This window comes from Streptococcus mitis, from assembly GCF_000722705.1.
Classification (GTDB): domain Bacteria; phylum Bacillota; class Bacilli; order Lactobacillales; family Streptococcaceae; genus Streptococcus; species Streptococcus mitis_P.
The window spans coordinates 267,219-282,696 of sequence record NZ_JPFW01000008.1; the positions used below are offsets into that span (position 1 = coordinate 267,219).

Genomic DNA, 15,478 nt, shown 5'->3' on the forward strand with positions numbered 1-15,478 from the left:
ATTCTCCTATTCTACAATCATCTTGCCGTGCATCATATTCATGCCACAAGAGAAACCATACTCTCCAGCCTGCTCAGGCGTGATTTCCACTACATACTCTTCCCCCATAGGCAGGTCCGCATGTACACCAAAATCTGGAAAAACAATTTGGTCCAGACAGGGTGAAGGGTCCTTACGGTCAAAGACAATGCGGGCTGGCACTGATTTCTTGAGGATAATCAACTCAGGCGTATAGCCCCCCATGACCTCCACTCGAATCTCTTGATAGCCCTTTTTTTGCTGGGCCTTTTGTCCAGATTTTTCAGGCTTTTTGAAAAACCAAAACAAGATAAAGGCAATAAGGGCAATACAAATAATGGTTACAATAATATTCAACATGACGTCTCCTTTACATACAATTACATTTTACTTCTGTTACAGCGTTTGATTTCTTCTCAGAAATCACAGTTTCCAAGTCTTTCAAGTCAGCCTGAGTAAAATCACATTCAGTAATCAAATCAGCCAACAAGTTCTTAATCCTACGAGAACAAACCTTGTCCTTTATATCTTGGACAAGTAAATCCCGACTTTGGTCCAAAGTTAAAAGGGCTGAATAGACAAAGAACTTGCCTTCTTTTTTCCTCGTCAGACACTCTTTCTCAACCAGACGAGCCAAAAGAGTTTGAATGGTTGACTTGGACCAGTCGAACCGCTCCGCCAGAATCCTGATCAAATCCGTACTGGTCTGTTCCCCCTGCATCCAAATAATCTTCATGACCTGCCATTCTGCATCTGAAATCTGCATAATCACACCTCCGAAATCTACATTTGTCAATTACAATTATCAGTATACTCCCAAAATCTACATTTGTCAACTATTGTTTTTATTATTTTTTCAAAAAATTGAATTTTAACCATATGATAAAGGATTTTCAGTCAAATCTTACTATATAAACTATAAAAATATGCTATACTAGAGAAAAAAGAAAACAACCACTAGGGGTGCGTAAAGCTGAGATTAACGACTGTTAGACCCTTTGACTCAATCTAGGTAATGCTAGCTGATGGAAGTGGAAATGATAATGGAGACTAGCAGTCTTCTATTGCCTTTCTAAAACAGACTAGCTTGTTCTTAAGAATACAAACTTCAGTTGGTTGGGAGGTTTTAGATGACTTATTTACCCGTTGCTTTGACCATTGCAGGGACTGACCCTAGTGGTGGTGCTGGCATTATGGCTGACTTAAAGTCGTTCCAAGCTAGAGATGTCTATGGAATGGCCGTTGTGACCAGTCTTGTCGCTCAAAATACCAGAGGTGTTCAGCTAATCGAACACGTTTCTCCTCAAATGTTGAAAGCCCAATTGGATAGTGTCTTTTCGGATATCAAACCTCAGGCTGTAAAAACTGGGATGTTGGCAACTACTGAAATCATGGAAATCATCCAACCCTATCTTAAAAAGCTGGATTGTCCCTACGTCCTTGACCCTGTTATGGTCGCAACAAGCGGTGATACCCTGATTGATACCAGTGCCAGAGACTACCTAAAAACAAACCTACTTCCCCTTGCAACTATTATTACACCGAATCTTCCTGAGGCAGAAGAAATTGTTGGTTTTTCAATCCATGATCCCGAAGACATGCAACGTGCTGGTCGCCTGATTTTAAAAGAATTTGGTCCTCAGTCTGTTGTCATCAAAGGTGGGCATCTCGAAGGCGGTGCCAAAGACTTCCTCTTTACCAAGGATGATCAATTTGTCTGGGAAAGGCCACGAATTCAAACCTGTCACACCCATGGTACTGGATGTACCTTTGCTGCAGTGATTACGGCTGAACTAGCCAAAGGCAAAAGTCTTTACCAGGCAGTCGATAAGGCCAAGGCCTTTATCACAAAAGCCATTCAAGACGCCCCTCAACTCGGTCATGGTTCTGGTCCAGTCAACCATACAAGCTTTAAAGATTAAAAAAACTCTCTAGTTCCTACTTTAAGGGAATTAGAGAGTTTTTGATTAGGAAATAATGTCATCTAGCTTTGTTAAAAAAGCTTGCGTTTTTGTCTCTATATCTTCAGCCTGCATCAAATCACGCACCACTGCTACACCAGCTATGCCAGTACCAATAAGTTGGGCAATATTCTCTGATGTCAAGCCGCCAATAGCAACTACTGGAATGGCGACCCTTTGGCAAATGATTTTCAAGGTTGAAATTAGGGTGATAGGCGCATTTTCCTTGGTCGTAGTCGGGAAAATGGCTCCTGTCCCCAAGTAATCTGCACCTGATTCTTCTGCCTCAAGGGCTCTTTTAACTGTTTTAGCTGTGACCCCAAGTATTTTGTCAGAGCCCAAGACTTGTCGGGCAACCGAAACTGGTAGCTCATCGTCTCCGATATGCAGACCTGCAGCATCGACTGCAAGACAAACATCCAAACGATCATCGATGATCAAGGGTACCTGATAGGCATCTGTTATTTCCTTGACTTCTTTTGCCAGTTGATAATATTGATTGGTGGTGATATTTTTTTCTCGTAATTGGACTATGGTAACCCCTGAACGGCAGGCTGTCTCAATCTTTTCAAGAAAGTTTTCCAAGGAATCTTGGTAGCGATTGGTTACCAGATATAGTCTAAGTGCTTCTCTATTCATAAATATCTCCTTTGATAGCATCTAGCCAGTTTTCATCTCTTTTGAGGAGTGAAAGCTGATTGAGTACTTGGTAACGAAATTCTTCCAATCCCATTCCTTGAACAAGAATTCTCTCAGCAGAGATATTGAGATAAGAAACCGCTAAGCATGAAGCTTCAAAGCCAGTCTTTCCTTGGCTGAGAAAAACGGCTGTCAAGGCTCCAACTAAGTCTCCCGTCCCTGTTATCCAGTCTAATTCTGCACAGCCATTTCCCAATATAGCAACTTGATTTACTGAAACGACGAGGTCCTTGGGGCCAGTAACTAAGAATGACATACCTGGATAGGTCTGACACCAGTCTTTCAAGACTTGAAGTAAATCCTCAGTTTCTTGATCTTTAGAACTCGCATCGACCCCAACTCCGTGGTGTTTTAAACCAACAAGACTTCGGATTTCCGACATGTTTCCTTTAAGGACCGTAGGTCTATAGTCTAAAAGGTCTTTAACTAAGCTCTTACGAATGGATGAAGCTGATACACCAACCGCATCTACTACCATTGGAAGAGAAACTTGAGCTGCATAAGAAGCTGCCCTACGGATTGATTTTTCCTTCTCAGCAGACAAATGCCCCAAATTGATGAAGAGGGCCTGACTTTGCTTAGTAAAATCAAGAACCTCACGGGGATCATCTGCCATGACAGGTTTGCATCCCAGCGCCAAAATGCCATTGGCCAGCATCTCACAAGAAATCTCATTGGTGATGCAGTGAATCAAGGAACTTGCTACCAGAGGGAAAGGATTTGTCAATTCCTGCATCAGTTTATCCTTTCATCCAAGAAATATCCCTGCACTTTTTTAAAGAATTCCTGCTTGATTAAAAATCGAAAGGCAATAAAGGAAATCGCCGTACCAATCAAGGTTGCTCCGAAAAATCGAGGAGTGTAGATAAACCAGCTAAGCTTAGCAGCCGATCCTGTAAAGAGTACCATAACAGGATAGGAAACAATAGAACCAATAATACCTGTTCCCAAGATTTCTCCTAGGGCAGAATAGTGAAATTTTCGACCATACTTATAAAAGAGACCTGCAAGGAGGGCTCCAAAAGTCGCTCCTGTGAGAGCTAAAGGCGGAATACCTTGAGTCGTCATACGGATAAAGGCTGTGACTGTAGCCATAGCCAAGGCATACACAGGTCCCATCATGATTCCTGCTAGAATATTGACTACACTGGACATCGGTGCCATTCCCTCAATCCGAAAGATAGGAGTAAGGACTACATCAAGGGCAATCATCATGGATAAAATGGTTAATTTGTGAATTTGTAATTGGTGCTTTCTCATGTTTATTATTCTCCTTTTTCTAAAGACTGTAAATCGCTCTTCCAGGTTTGGTGTTGGTAGGCCATTTCCCAAAACTTGGCTTCCATATGAACACTGATGTGGAAGGCATCTAGCATTTTTTTCTTGTCTGTCTCGTCACTTTCTCTATAGAGTTGATTGACCAAAGCCCCTTCCTCTCTGATTTGCTGCTCCAACTCATCCGTAATATAAGTTTCAATCCATTGTTGGTAGAGAGGATTTGGTGATGGTTTAAGATTAAGTGATTTGCCTATATCATGGTATAACCAAGGACAAGGCAGCAAACTTGCAAAAGCAATGGCTAAGTTCGACTCTGCAAATTGCCGATAAATATGAGAGATATAATGATAGCAGGTTGGAGCGATTGGATGTTGCTCCATTTCCTGATCGCTGATTTCCAATTCCTTAAAAAATTGTTGGCGGATAAATAATTCCCCTTCTACTAAACTCTGAGCATTTTGTTTCAAAAGTCTCTTCATCTCTGGGTTTGAAGTTTTTTCAGCCAAGATATCATAGGCTTTTGAAAAAGCATTTAAGTAATATGCATCCTGTATCAAGTAGTAACGGAAAATGGACGGGTCTAAATTTCCCTCTTGTAACTGTAAAACAAAGGGGTGATGAAATGAGGCCTGCCAAGCTTCCTTGGATAATTCCATCGCAATATCTGTAAATTCCATAATAACTCCTTTATAAAAATAAACTGGTTTGAAGCAATAAAAAGAAAAGCAGGTAGATTAATTTTGTTTTTTTAGGAATATAAAAAGTCCGATAGCGATTCTCCACCTGTGCATGTTCGTCATATCCATGCGCCGACAGGGCTCTCAAGTAAAGATGGCGCCACCTAAAGACTGTCATCAGAACCTTGCTGTAAATCAAGGGCGACCAAAAGTGTAGTTCTTGACCACGTAATAAGCAAGCTTCCTTGAGAGACTTGATTTCTTGCTGAATAAGGGGGAAGGAATTGAATACCACAATCAAGGCATAGGCCCAAGAGCGTGATAACCCCTTTTGAGCCAAGTACAAGAGAAGCTCTTTTAGGGAAATGCTGGAAACAAAGACAAGTCCAATACAAACGGTCACAAAGGCCCTCGTTCCAAGCATGACTGCCTGCGAAACATCCCCATGTAACTGAACGGCCCAATAGTTGGCCAAAGATGGCAAAATGGCAAGTAGAATCATCCACGCCAATACTTTAAATCGACGGTAATAGAGCATAAAGAGAATGCAAAATGTGACTACCGAAAGATTCAGAGCAATCGAAGGAATGAAAGATGTTTCCAGCGATAAAATTAGCAAGAAGAGACTGATAATCGGTATCTGGGTTGCTACTTTGACCATACTATCTCACCTCCCCTTGGGTATTGATACTCTGAGATGTGAGTGGTTTGGTAATTGTCACTTCTTTCACATGACTGAGACCCTGACTAGTCATCTCAATCCAATAATCAACCACAGAGATCAAGGGATCCAAACGATGGCTAATGATCAGAAAACTTCTTCCTTGATTTCTGTCCTCCACAATCCACTGACAAAAATAATGGCAGGCTCTATCATCCAAACCAGCAAAAGGTTCATCTAGTAAAATCACAGAAGCCTTGCTGGTCAAGATGGTCAAGAGCTGAAGAATCTTTTGCTGGCCACCACTTAATTGATAAGGACTCTTATCGAGTGCCTGCTCCAAATCAAAATATCGTAAAGCTTGAAGAATTCGCTGATTTCTTTCAGAATCTGAGCTATCTAATTGAAGTTCCTCTCGCAAACTAACTCGGATAAACTGCTTCTCAGCTTCCTGAACAACACCCGTCAGGTCACGGTACAAACTCTTTTTCTTTTTCAGAACTGTCCCCTTCCAAGTAATGCGCCCCTTATACTTTTGAAATTGAAGAATGGAGCGAAAGAGGGTTGATTTCCCAACACCATTGTCACCCAGGATACAGGAAATTCCTTGGTAGAATGTAAAATCAGCAATCGAAAAGAGGGAGCGATTCCCCAGCTCACAAGTCATACGGTCCATATGAAATAGTTCTGAGCTAGAAGCAACTTCCTTTGAAGCAACCTGTGTCGTCTCAGAGGTAGGAATTTGAAACACTTCCCTTAGTTGTCCGTCTCTTAACTCAACCATATGGTCGATATAGACTTCATAGTCTGATAAATCATGGTCGCACAAAATAACTGTCTTCCCATCAGAGACCAATTCTTTTAGAATCTCCAATATCTCTAACCTGCTCTTGCGGTCAATGGAAGCAAAAGGCTCATCCAAGAGATAGACCCTAGGATTCATAGCAAAGAGAACAGCCAAAGCAGCCTTTTGCTTTTCTCCACCTGATAAGTGATGGATGGGACGGTGCAAAATCGCCTTGCAGCGACATTGCTGGACCACCTCTGCTATTTTAGAATCAATTTCCTGAACGGGATGCCCAATATTTTCCAAGGTAAAAATCAGCTCCTCAAACAAGTTCTCCATGGTAAATTGATGATTGGGATTTTGAAAGAGAATACCAACCATCTGGACACGTTCGATGATAGAAAGCTGACTGACCTCGCTCCCATTTATCAGGACTTGACCGCTATAGGGAAGAGAACTGACTTGGGCAATCATTTGAAAGAGGCTGGATTTTCCTGAACCACTACTCCCAACTAACAAGGTAAAGGCTTGCGCATGAAAAGTAAAATCAAGTGGCTCAGAGAAGATTGGGGACTGAATAGCTCGTAGTTCCAGCCCCATCTATGCCTTGCCCCCAGCTGCAAACTGATGATAGAGTTTGACAATAGCACGAACCAAGATGGTACAGAAGAAAAAGACGGAAATAAAACGTACTACAAGCAAGGAAAGGACAAAAGGAAGGGAGAAGGCGTAGTAACCTAACTTAATGTATTCATAGACAAAGCTAACAAGCGTAATCCCAATACTATTGGCAGTTAGAGAGAGCCAACTTTCATAGCGATTCTTGGTTACGATAAAACCAAGTTCACTTCCCAAACCTTGAACCAATCCAGACAAAAGGGCACCTAGACCGAATTGGCTACCATAAAGGACTTCAGCAAGCGCAGCTAGCACTTCTCCAATCGTTGCACTTCCCACTCTTGGAACAAAGATAGCAGCAATAGGGGCAGCCATACACCAGAGACCAAAGAGGATTTCATTGGCAAAGGCCTGTAAACCAAGAGGGGCTAAAATCAGAGTGAGGATATCAAACAGATAACCTGAACCCACAAAAACGCCACCAAAAAAGATAGACAAGAAAGCAAGTAAAATAACATCTTTTAACTGCCATTTTTTCAACATAAAAAACTCCTTTTTAAAGAAAAGTGGGGCATTCAAGGAGACTTACCTAAATGCTTTGTATCATCTTCATCCAGTTTCGTAAAAGAAAAAACTCTAATTACAGATAGGAATTAGAGTTCAGCTTACAAAATTAGATGTTTTTTTCTTTCTCAAGAAAAAACTATTCACATTTCCCTTCGCCAGTATTAACTGTAGCAGGTTCAATGGGTATAATCTCAGCCTAAAGCACCCCAAATGCCTTTATTATTTAATTATATAATTATTTTAACAGACGATTTATTCCAGTTCAAGAAATTGAACTGGAAATAAGCTAGCCCGTTCTATTGTAGTAAAATCGCTAACTCAACCATACAAACGACCTATTCACATTTGAAGGATAAAAACTCAGCTTAGCAAGTAAGAGAATCCTATTGACTTAGAATGTAAGGATACAAAAATTAAAATTGCTCACTCATTTCTCGAACAGTTTTCTCTACATTTTTAGAGTAGGAGATCGCTGAAATGATTGAAACACCATCTATATTGGTCTGTATAATGTCTTTAATATGTTGCGTCTGTATCCCACCAATTGCAACTAAGGGCATTTGTGGCAATAGTTTTCTCATCAATTTAAGACCCTCATAACCTATAGCACCACCAGCATCATCCTTTGACTGGGTATCAAATACAGGACCAACACCAACATAATCTACATATTCAACTTTTGATTGTTGGAATTCTTCCTCGTTTCTTATAGAAAGACCAATTATTTTATCTGGCATCGATTTTCTAATTTCATCAACACCAAGATCATCCTGTCCTACATGTACTCCGTCAGCATCTATCTCTAATGCTAACTCAATATCATCATTAACAATAAATGGAACATTGTATTTTCTACAAAGATCCTGTAGTTTAATTGCTAATTCGACTTTTTCTTTACCTTCTAAGGCTCCCTCACCTTTTTCACGAAATTGAAATAAGGTTATACCACCTTTTAAGGCTTCCTCAACGACTGTATATAGATCTTTTCCTTGGCAAGTAGTCGTTCCACAAATAAAATATAGTTTTAGTAATTCTTTATGAAACATTTTACTTCACTCTTTTGAATTCCTTTACATCTTCATCTGTAATCTCGTATAAGGCATTTATAAATTCAACTTTAAATGTTCCAGGAAGATGCCCATTTGGACGTTTTTCTGCCATTTCTCCAGCGATATTGTAAACCAACATTGCTGTTTCTAAAGATTTCAATTCTTGACCTTTTTCAAGTCCGATAAAGCTTGCTACTACAGCACCTAATAAACATCCTGTCCCAATAACTTTTGGCATCATAGCACTACCATTATGAATCGTTACCACTTCTCCATTTACCGCAATAGCATCCACTTCACCTGTTACTACTATAGGAATATTGAACTTCTCATTTGCTGCCAGAGCAATTTCGTCAATATTATCTACTCCCGCACTATCTACTCCTTTAGATGCCACATTTATTCCCACTAAAGAAGCAATCTCGCCAGCATTTCCTCTAATCGCAGCTAGTTTGTAATTGTTGATTAGATCATCTGCTACTTTTTTTCTATATTCTCCTGCTCCACAGGCTACAGGATCTAAAACTGCTGGGACATTATATTTCTCTGCAATTTTCAGAGCAGCTTGGTATAATTTCCAATTTTCATCTGTCAATGTTCCTATGTTTATTAATAAACCACCAGCATACTTTAACAAATCCTCTAAATCTGCTGGAAATTCACTCATGGCTGGTGATGCTCCCAGTGCTACTAATCCATTTGCTGTGAAATTTTTTACTACATCATTGGTTATACAAATGACCAAAGGTGCTTTTTCTTTTAATAATTTTAAACTTGTCATATTGAAATCCTTCCTTTTCACTTTATACGATCTACTGATTTCGATTTATCTCTATCTTTCGTTAAGAAATTTTTTCAGTTACATTGAATGATTTATGCTCAATGAAAATCAAAGAGCAAACTAGGAAGCTAGCCGCAGGCTGTACTTGAGTACGGCAAGGTGAAGCTGACGTGGTTTGAAGAGATTTTCGAAGAGAATTACCTCATCAAATTTGTAAATATCCTAAACTTTCTCTAGGCATCATAACCAATATCAAAAAAGGCTAATTCTAAAGCAACTGCTTGATTCCAGCGTTGCTGAAGTTCTGTCAAATCTTCTCGATTTTTCCCGATACGATTAAGCTCATCAACTAAAAATTGAACCCACTCTGCAAAGAAAGGACCTCTGTGGAGATTGATCCATTCCGAATGAATATAGGCTTCAGGTAGAGCCAAATCTTTAGAACCCCAGTCTAAATAGAGACCTTCTGCAATGACCAGCATGACCAAAAGATGAGCATAGTCTGATGAAGCCACAGCAGAATACATCAGATCCTGAAAGGCTTTTGTTACAGGATGCAAGGTCACTTCCAGATAATCATTCTCAGATACTTTTAACTCTTTGAAAGCCTTCTGGAAATAACCGTCTTCGTCTGCTTCAAGAAAACCTAGTTGCTTGGCAAAACGAAGTTTGGATTCAAGCTGGTCTGCGTGGGCTACGCAAGCACCCAGCATGGATAAGAAGGCATCAAAGAAGTGATAATCTTGAATTAGGTAGTCTTTTAAGACCTTATTCTCAATTGTCCCTGCAAAAAGTTCCTTGACAAAACGATGATTGACGGCAGCCTGCCAATCCTTCTGACTGCTTTTTAATAATTCTCCAACAGTCAAACCTGGCTCAAATGCATAGTCTTGTGTTTCCATATTTACTTTTCCTCTCTTTACTCGTTCGTAATCAACAAAACATCAAGAAAATCCTAGTTTTACTTGACCTTTTTCAAGAAAATCAAGGGCATTCAAGAAGAGCTACCTAAACAAGCCTATCCAGTTTTATATAAACAAAAAAACTCCAATTACAATTAAGAATTAGAGTTGACTTACAAGATTAGATTGTTCATTTCGCCATACGAAAAAAACTGTTCACATTTCCCTTCGCCAGTCTTAACTGTATCAGGTTCAATGGGTATCATCTCAGCTTAAAGCACCCCAAATGTCTTTATTATTTAATTACTGCACCAGTATAGCAAAAAATGAAAGCCCTAGCAAGATATTTGACTGAAAAATATGTTTATATAGTTTTCGATACAGATTGACCTTATTTAAACTTCTAAAACACAAGTAAAAACCTCCACATTCAGTGGAGGCAATCATTTTATCAATACAATTTTAAGTCACGAGGGTCAACTGGGAAGGTTGGGTTGTAAGGGTTGTGACGGAGTTTGAAGTGTTTAACATCTTCAATAGTCTGAGTTCCAGACAATTGCATGACTGTCTTCAATTCAGCATTCAAGTGTTCAAAGACTTGACGTACACCGACACTACCACCAAGGGCCAGACCATAGATAACAGGGCGGCCAATAGCTACCAAGTCTGCTCCTGAAGCCAAGGCTTTAAAGACGTGTTGACCACGACGAATACCAGAGTCAAAGACGATTGGCACACGTTTATCAACTGCTTCTGCTACTTCTTGAAGTGAATCAAAGGCAGCTGGCCCACCGTCGATTTGGCGGCCACCGTGGTTGGTTACCCAGATACCAGAGGCACCTGCAGCAAGCGAACGTTCAACGTCCTCACGGCATTGTGGTCCCTTGACATACACAGGAAGTCCTGAGTATTCAGCGATAAATTCTACGTCACGTGGAGACAAGCGTTGTTTAGCTGATTTGTAAACAAAGTCCATTGATTTACCAGCACCTTCTGGCAGGTATTCTTCAACAATCGGCATGCCAACTGGGAAGACAAAACCATTACGCTTATCCACCTCACGATTACCTCCTACAGTAGCATCTGCTGTCAAGACAATCGCTTTATAACCTTCAGCCTTCACACGATCCATGATGTGGCGGTTTATCCCGTCATCTTTACTGAAGTAAAATTGGAACCAGTGAGGTGTCCCTTGAAGGGCTTCCGTAATTTCTGGAAGGTCGACAGTAGAGTAAGAGCTGGTTGTATAAAGAGAACCAAACTCATGCACACCACGCGCAGTAGCCACTTCACCCTGTTCATTTGCCAATTTATGAGCTGCAACAGGCGCCATAATGATTGGTGAAGACAATTTTTCACCTGCAAATTCAATCTCTGTACTTGGATTTTCTACATTGCAAAGAGTATGAGGAACGATGAGTTTGTGGTTAAAGGCACGAATATTCTCACGTAAAGTGAAAGTATCTTCCGCCCCACTAGCGATATAGCCAAATGCTGCTTTAGGAATCACTTGTTGCGCCATGGGCTCCAAATCATAGGTATTGATGAAGTCTACATGACCTTCTGCATTGCTTGTTTTGTATGACATAAAATGCCCTCCTTAATAAGTAAGCGTTTTCTTTGTGTATTACAAAAATATCTTAACTCTTTTTTCAACACTTTTCAAATATTTTGTTTGGAAATTTCAGAAAAATTCTGTCTATGATAAAAAATCCTTATCACGGTAATAAAAAATAGATATTATCCAAGGGAGATTTTAAGTGCTACAATAACTATATTATTTCTAGATGGGAGGTTCTATTTTTGGATTGGTCCATTGTTGAACAATATCTACCACTATATCAAAAGGCATTTCTTCTGACCTTGCATATTGCAGTTTGGGGAATTCTGGGATCCTTTCTGCTCGGTTTAATCGTTAGTATCATCCGACATTACCGCATCCCTGTTTTGGCGCAAGTAGCGACAGCCTACATTGAATTGTCACGCAACACGCCCCTTTTGATTCAACTCTTCTTTCTCTACTTCGGGCTTCCCCGAATAGGGATTGTCCTATCTTCGGAAGTCTGTGCTACTCTGGGATTAGTCTTTTTAGGAGGCTCCTATATGGCAGAATCTTTCCGAAGCGGACTGGAGGCCGTCAGTCAAACCCAGCACGAGATTGGATTAGCCATCGGTCTGACACCTATACAGGTCTTTCGCTATGTAGTTCTTCCGCAAGCAACAGCGGTGGCCCTACCCTCTTTTAGTGCCAATGTCATTTTCCTCATCAAGGAATCCTCTGTTTTCTCAGCAGTGGCTTTGGCCGACCTCATGTACGTCGCTAAGGACTTGATTGGACTCTATTATGAGACAGACATTGCACTGGCCATGTTGGTAATTGCTTATCTGATTATGCTGCTGCCCATCTCACTGATCTTTAGCTGGATAGAAAGGAGGCTCCGCCATGCAGGATTCGGGAATCCAAGTACTCTTTCAGGGAAATAATCTCCTGCGGATCTTACAGGGATTGGGCGTCACGATTGGGATTTCGATCCTATCTGTTCTTCTATCTATGATTTTCGGAACAGTCATGGGAATCATCATGACCTCCCATTCTAGAATCGTGCGATTTTTGACACGATTGTATCTGGAATTTATTCGTATCATGCCCCAGCTGGTATTGCTCTTCATCGTTTACTTTGGTTTAGCTCGAAACTTTAATATCAATATCTCAGGTGAGACTTCTGCTATTATCGTTTTCACCCTCTGGGGAACAGCTGAGATGGGGGACTTAGTCCGTGGAGCTATCACTTCTCTCCCTAAGCATCAGTTTGAAAGCGGACAGGCGCTAGGTTTGACTAATGTTCAACTTTACTACCACATTATCATCCCACAGGTCTTGAGAAGACTGCTACCGCAGGCCATTAACCTTGTCACTCGGATGATCAAAACCACTTCTTTAGTCGTTTTGATTGGGGTTGTGGAAGTAACCAAGGTTGGACAGCAAATCATTGATAGCAATCGCTTGACTATCCCAACCGCTTCCTTTTGGATTTACGGAACCATTCTGGTCTTGTATTTCGCAGTCTGCTTCCCTATTTCCAAATTATCCACACACTTAGAAAAACATTGGAGGAACTAAATGTCTGAAACTATTTTAGAAATCAAGGAACTAAAAAAATCCTTCGGAGACAATCCTATCCTCCAAGGACTTTCTCTAGATATCAAAAAAGGGGAAGTTGTGGTTATTCTAGGGCCATCTGGTTGTGGGAAAAGCACCCTCCTTCGTTGCCTCAATGGCTTAGAAAGTATTCAAGGTGGAGATATCCTTCTGGATGGCCAGTCCATTATTGGCAATCAGAAAGATTTTCATCTCGTTCGCCAAAAGATTGGCATGGTATTTCAAAGTTATGAACTCTTTCCCCATCTAGACGTCCTACAAAACCTCATTCTAGGCCCTATCAAGGCTCAGGGAAGAGACAAGAAGGAAGTAACGGAAGAAGCTTTGCAACTACTGGAACGCGTGGGTTTGCTGGAAAAACAACATAGCTTTGCGCGTCAATTATCTGGTGGACAGAAGCAACGGGTTGCAATTGTCCGTGCCCTCCTCATGCATCCAGAAATCATCCTTTTTGACGAAGTGACTGCTTCGCTGGATCCAGAAATGGTGCGCGAGGTTCTGGAACTGATCAATGACTTGGCCCAAGAAGGCCGCACCATGATTCTAGTAACCCACGAAATGCAGTTTGCCCAAGCCATTGCAGACCGCATTATCTTCCTAGACCAAGGGAAAATTGCTGAAGAAGGAACGGCTCAAGCCTTCTTTACTAATCCTCAAACCAAACGAGCCCAGGAATTTTTAAACGTCTTTGACTTTAGCCAATTTGGCTCATATCTATAAAGGAGATTCTTATGAAACTAATCAAACCACTCTTAACTGTTTTGGCACTTGCCTTTGCCCTTATCTTTGTCACAGCTTGTAGCTCAGGTGGAAATGCTGGTTCATCGTCTGGTAAAACCACTGCCAAGGCTCGCACTATCGATGAAATCAAAAAAAGCGGTGAGCTACGAATCGCCGTATTTGGAGACAAGAAACCCTTTGGTTATGTTGACAATGATGGTTCTTACAAAGGTTACGATATTGAGCTCGGGAACCAATTAGCACAAGACTTGGGTGTCAAGGTTAAATACGTTTCAGTAGATGCTGCCAACCGTGCTGAATACTTGATTTCAAACAAGGTAGATATTACTCTTGCCAACTTTACAGTGACTGATGAACGTAAGAAACAAGTTGATTTTGCTCTTCCTTACATGAAAGTTTCACTCGGTGTTGTGTCACCTAAGACTGGTCTCATTACAGATGTCAAACAATTGGAAGGTAAAACCTTGATTGTCACAAAAGGAACGACTGCTGAGACTTATTTTGAAAAGAATCATCCAGAAATCAAGCTCCAAAAATACGACCAATACAGTGACTCTTACCAAGCCCTCCTTGACGGACGTGGAGATGCCTTCTCTACTGACAATACGGAAGTCCTAGCTTGGGCGCTTGAAAATAAAGGATTTGAAGTAGGAATTACTTCTCTTGGTAATCCAGATACCATTGCGGCAGCAGTTCAAAAGAGTAACCAAGAACTGCTAGACTTCATCAATAAAGATATTGAAAAATTAGGCAAGGAAAACTTCTTCCATAAGGCCTATGAAAAAACACTTCACCCAACCTACGGTGACGCTGCCAAAGCAGATGACCTAGTTGTTGAAGGTGGAAAAGTTGACTAATACTCAATGAAATCACAAAAAGAAATCAGGTAATCCTAGTGACTACCTGATTTTCTATGTTTTAGGCATTTTGCCAATTTTCTTGGTCTTCTTTAAAGCGTTTTAAGAGGTCCAAGCCTTCTGGCGTGATATAGCCTTCTTCTTGAGCTAGGTAAATGAGCTCACTATAGTTTGAAAGTGTGACTAACTTAACGCCAGCATCCTCAAAGTTCTTATCCGCTTTTGGCAATTGGTAGCTGAAAATCGCTACAACACCAAGCACATCTGCTCCTTCTCGCTTAGCTGCTGCAACAGCTTCAAGAACAGATCCACCAGTTGAAATAAGGTCTTCAACCACTACCATTTTTTGACCCTGAGCTACGCGGCCTTCGATTTGGTTACCTGCACCGTGGTCTTTTGGTTTGCTACGGATGTAGGCAAATGGCAAATTCATCTTATCAGCAATGATAGCTCCGTGTGGAATCCCTGCTGTTGCAGTTCCTGCAATCACTTCAACCTCTGGAAAGGCTTCTTTGATAGCATCCACAAAACCATTTTCAATGAGAGTACGAGTTTCTGGATAGGCTAGCGTCACACGGTTATCCGTGTAAATTGGCGACTTGATACCAGATGCCCAAGTGAAAGGCTCCTCTGGTTTGAGGTAAACGGCTTGAATTTTCAAGAGGTGGCTAGCGATATCTTTAGCAAGTGTCATGGTCTTCTCCTTTTATTTTTATAATCTA

Annotated in this window: 19 protein-coding genes and 3 riboswitches; of the genes, 5 read left to right on the top strand and 14 right to left on the bottom strand. The window is 40.9% G+C overall.

The genetic code is table 11. The features are described 5' to 3' along the window. Positions 1–6 precede the first annotated feature (6 nt). Positions 7–378 (bottom strand): cupredoxin domain-containing protein, encoded by a 372-nt coding sequence (locus SK642_RS06465; protein WP_024057754.1) that lies wholly within the window; start codon positions 376–378, stop codon positions 7–9. A gap of 10 nt (positions 379–388) precedes the next feature. Then, positions 389–784: a CopY/TcrY family copper transport repressor gene (locus SK642_RS06470; protein WP_033683972.1), complete on the bottom strand. Its 396-nt coding sequence runs from the start codon at positions 782–784 to the stop codon at positions 389–391. Between the two features lie 183 nt (positions 785–967). Continuing rightward, a riboswitch (TPP riboswitch) is annotated at positions 968–1,065 on the top strand. 83 nt (positions 1,066–1,148) lie between these two features. Between SK642_RS06470 and thiD the strand changes: the two genes are divergently transcribed. Further along, positions 1,149–1,940 carry a bifunctional hydroxymethylpyrimidine kinase/phosphomethylpyrimidine kinase gene (gene thiD / locus SK642_RS06475; RefSeq protein WP_033683974.1) on the top strand — a complete coding sequence of 264 codons (792 nt, stop codon included), beginning with the start codon at positions 1,149–1,151 and terminating at the stop codon, positions 1,938–1,940. Between the two features lie 45 nt (positions 1,941–1,985). On the opposite strand, the gene thiE (SK642_RS06480) is transcribed toward thiD, so the two are convergent. The 11 genes from thiE (SK642_RS06480) to lctO all read right to left on the bottom strand — a co-directional run bounded on the left by thiE (SK642_RS06480) (position 1,986) and on the right by lctO (position 11,586). After that, positions 1,986–2,618 carry a thiamine phosphate synthase gene (gene thiE, locus SK642_RS06480; RefSeq protein ID WP_033683977.1) on the bottom strand — a complete coding sequence of 211 codons (633 nt, stop codon included), beginning with the start codon at positions 2,616–2,618 and terminating at the stop codon, positions 1,986–1,988. Beyond that, positions 2,611–3,414 (bottom strand): hydroxyethylthiazole kinase, encoded by an 804-nt coding sequence (locus tag SK642_RS06485; RefSeq protein WP_033683978.1) that lies wholly within the window; start codon positions 3,412–3,414, stop codon positions 2,611–2,613. The genes thiE (SK642_RS06480) and SK642_RS06485 overlap by 8 nt, the downstream gene beginning before the upstream one ends. After that, positions 3,414–3,938 (bottom strand): energy coupling factor transporter S component ThiW, encoded by a 525-nt coding sequence (gene thiW / locus SK642_RS06490; protein ID WP_033683980.1) that lies wholly within the window; start codon positions 3,936–3,938, stop codon positions 3,414–3,416. Before thiW ends, SK642_RS06485 begins: the two co-directional genes overlap by 1 nt. A gap of 5 nt (positions 3,939–3,943) precedes the next feature. Next, a complete protein-coding gene (gene tenA / locus SK642_RS06495) occupies positions 3,944–4,633 on the bottom strand; it encodes a thiaminase II (protein ID WP_033683987.1) in 690 nt (229 codons plus the stop codon). 10 nt (positions 4,634–4,643) lie between these two features. Beyond that, complete coding sequence (locus SK642_RS06500) at positions 4,644–5,294, bottom strand: energy-coupling factor transporter transmembrane component T (RefSeq protein ID WP_033683988.1); 651 nt, start codon at positions 5,292–5,294, stop codon at positions 4,644–4,646. Between the two features lies 1 nt (position 5,295). Beyond that, positions 5,296–6,681, bottom strand: coding sequence for an ATP-binding cassette domain-containing protein (locus SK642_RS06505; protein WP_033683990.1), 1,386 nt, complete (start codon positions 6,679–6,681; stop codon positions 5,296–5,298). Next, a complete protein-coding gene (locus tag SK642_RS06510; protein ID WP_000915275.1) occupies positions 6,682–7,242 on the bottom strand; it encodes an ECF transporter S component in 561 nt (186 codons plus the stop codon). Positions 7,243–7,396: 154 nt separating this feature from the next. Further along, positions 7,397–7,485: riboswitch (TPP riboswitch) on the bottom strand. A gap of 194 nt (positions 7,486–7,679) precedes the next feature. Next, complete coding sequence (gene thiE, locus SK642_RS06515; protein ID WP_033683992.1) at positions 7,680–8,312, bottom strand: thiamine phosphate synthase; 633 nt, start codon at positions 8,310–8,312, stop codon at positions 7,680–7,682. A 1-nt stretch (position 8,313) separates the two neighbouring features. Then, on the bottom strand, positions 8,314–9,096 hold the full coding sequence (thiM, locus tag SK642_RS06520) for a hydroxyethylthiazole kinase (protein ID WP_033683999.1): 783 nt from the start codon (positions 9,094–9,096) through the stop codon (positions 8,314–8,316). A 233-nt stretch (positions 9,097–9,329) separates the two neighbouring features. Beyond that, complete coding sequence (locus SK642_RS06525) at positions 9,330–9,998, bottom strand: TenA family protein (RefSeq protein WP_033684001.1); 669 nt, start codon at positions 9,996–9,998, stop codon at positions 9,330–9,332. Positions 9,999–10,204: 206 nt separating this feature from the next. Next, positions 10,205–10,293, bottom strand: a riboswitch (TPP riboswitch). Between the two features lie 156 nt (positions 10,294–10,449). Then, a complete protein-coding gene (lctO, locus tag SK642_RS06530) occupies positions 10,450–11,586 on the bottom strand; it encodes an L-lactate oxidase (RefSeq protein WP_000120723.1) in 1,137 nt (378 codons plus the stop codon). A gap of 215 nt (positions 11,587–11,801) precedes the next feature. On the opposite strand from lctO, the gene SK642_RS06535 reads away from it, so the two are divergent. Genes SK642_RS06535 through SK642_RS06550 form a run of 4 tightly spaced genes read left to right on the top strand, consistent with a single transcriptional unit; the run spans position 11,802 to position 14,756 of the window. Continuing rightward, positions 11,802–12,482, top strand: a complete 681-nt coding sequence (locus SK642_RS06535; RefSeq protein ID WP_033684003.1) for an amino acid ABC transporter permease — start codon at positions 11,802–11,804, stop codon at positions 12,480–12,482. Further along, positions 12,442–13,119, top strand: a complete 678-nt coding sequence (locus tag SK642_RS06540; RefSeq protein ID WP_033684005.1) for an amino acid ABC transporter permease — start codon at positions 12,442–12,444, stop codon at positions 13,117–13,119. Before SK642_RS06535 ends, SK642_RS06540 begins: the two co-directional genes overlap by 41 nt. Continuing rightward, entirely contained in the window at positions 13,120–13,878 is a 759-nt protein-coding gene (locus SK642_RS06545) for an amino acid ABC transporter ATP-binding protein (protein ID WP_033684007.1), read from the top strand. Positions 13,879–13,889: 11 nt separating this feature from the next. After that, the gene (locus SK642_RS06550) at positions 13,890–14,756 is read left to right on the top strand and encodes a cysteine ABC transporter substrate-binding protein (RefSeq protein ID WP_033684015.1); all 867 of its coding nucleotides are present in this window, start codon (positions 13,890–13,892) and stop codon (positions 14,754–14,756) included. Between the two features lie 61 nt (positions 14,757–14,817). Here the strand turns inward: SK642_RS06550 and pyrE are convergent, their stop codons facing one another. Then, positions 14,818–15,450, bottom strand: a complete 633-nt coding sequence (gene pyrE / locus SK642_RS06555; protein ID WP_033684016.1) for an orotate phosphoribosyltransferase — start codon at positions 15,448–15,450, stop codon at positions 14,818–14,820. Positions 15,451–15,478 lie beyond the last annotated feature (28 nt).

Bases quoted from the DNA above. Each gene is read 5' to 3' on its own strand.
- SK642_RS06465 (WP_024057754.1), bottom strand. From the start codon at position 378: ATGTTGAATATTATTGTAACCATTATTTGTATTGCCCTTATTGCCTTT.
- SK642_RS06470 (WP_033683972.1), bottom strand. From the start codon at position 784: ATGCAGATTTCAGATGCAGAATGGCAGGTCATGAAGATTATTTGGATG.
- thiD (WP_033683974.1), top strand. From the start codon at position 1,149: ATGACTTATTTACCCGTTGCTTTGACCATTGCAGGGACTGACCCTAGT.
- thiE (WP_033683977.1), bottom strand. From the start codon at position 2,618: ATGAATAGAGAAGCACTTAGACTATATCTGGTAACCAATCGCTACCAA.
- SK642_RS06485 (WP_033683978.1), bottom strand. From the start codon at position 3,414: ATGCAGGAATTGACAAATCCTTTCCCTCTGGTAGCAAGTTCCTTGATT.
- thiW (WP_033683980.1), bottom strand. From the start codon at position 3,938: ATGAGAAAGCACCAATTACAAATTCACAAATTAACCATTTTATCCATG.
- tenA (WP_033683987.1), bottom strand. From the start codon at position 4,633: ATGGAATTTACAGATATTGCGATGGAATTATCCAAGGAAGCTTGGCAG.
- SK642_RS06500 (WP_033683988.1), bottom strand. From the start codon at position 5,294: ATGGTCAAAGTAGCAACCCAGATACCGATTATCAGTCTCTTCTTGCTA.
- SK642_RS06505 (WP_033683990.1), bottom strand. From the start codon at position 6,681: ATGGGGCTGGAACTACGAGCTATTCAGTCCCCAATCTTCTCTGAGCCA.
- SK642_RS06510 (WP_000915275.1), bottom strand. From the start codon at position 7,242: ATGTTGAAAAAATGGCAGTTAAAAGATGTTATTTTACTTGCTTTCTTG.
- thiE (WP_033683992.1), bottom strand. From the start codon at position 8,312: ATGTTTCATAAAGAATTACTAAAACTATATTTTATTTGTGGAACGACT.
- thiM (WP_033683999.1), bottom strand. From the start codon at position 9,096: ATGACAAGTTTAAAATTATTAAAAGAAAAAGCACCTTTGGTCATTTGT.
- SK642_RS06525 (WP_033684001.1), bottom strand. From the start codon at position 9,998: ATGGAAACACAAGACTATGCATTTGAGCCAGGTTTGACTGTTGGAGAA.
- lctO (WP_000120723.1), bottom strand. From the start codon at position 11,586: ATGTCATACAAAACAAGCAATGCAGAAGGTCATGTAGACTTCATCAAT.
- SK642_RS06540 (WP_033684005.1), top strand. From the start codon at position 12,442: ATGCAGGATTCGGGAATCCAAGTACTCTTTCAGGGAAATAATCTCCTG.
- SK642_RS06545 (WP_033684007.1), top strand. From the start codon at position 13,120: ATGTCTGAAACTATTTTAGAAATCAAGGAACTAAAAAAATCCTTCGGA.
- SK642_RS06550 (WP_033684015.1), top strand. From the start codon at position 13,890: ATGAAACTAATCAAACCACTCTTAACTGTTTTGGCACTTGCCTTTGCC.
- pyrE (WP_033684016.1), bottom strand. From the start codon at position 15,450: ATGACACTTGCTAAAGATATCGCTAGCCACCTCTTGAAAATTCAAGCC.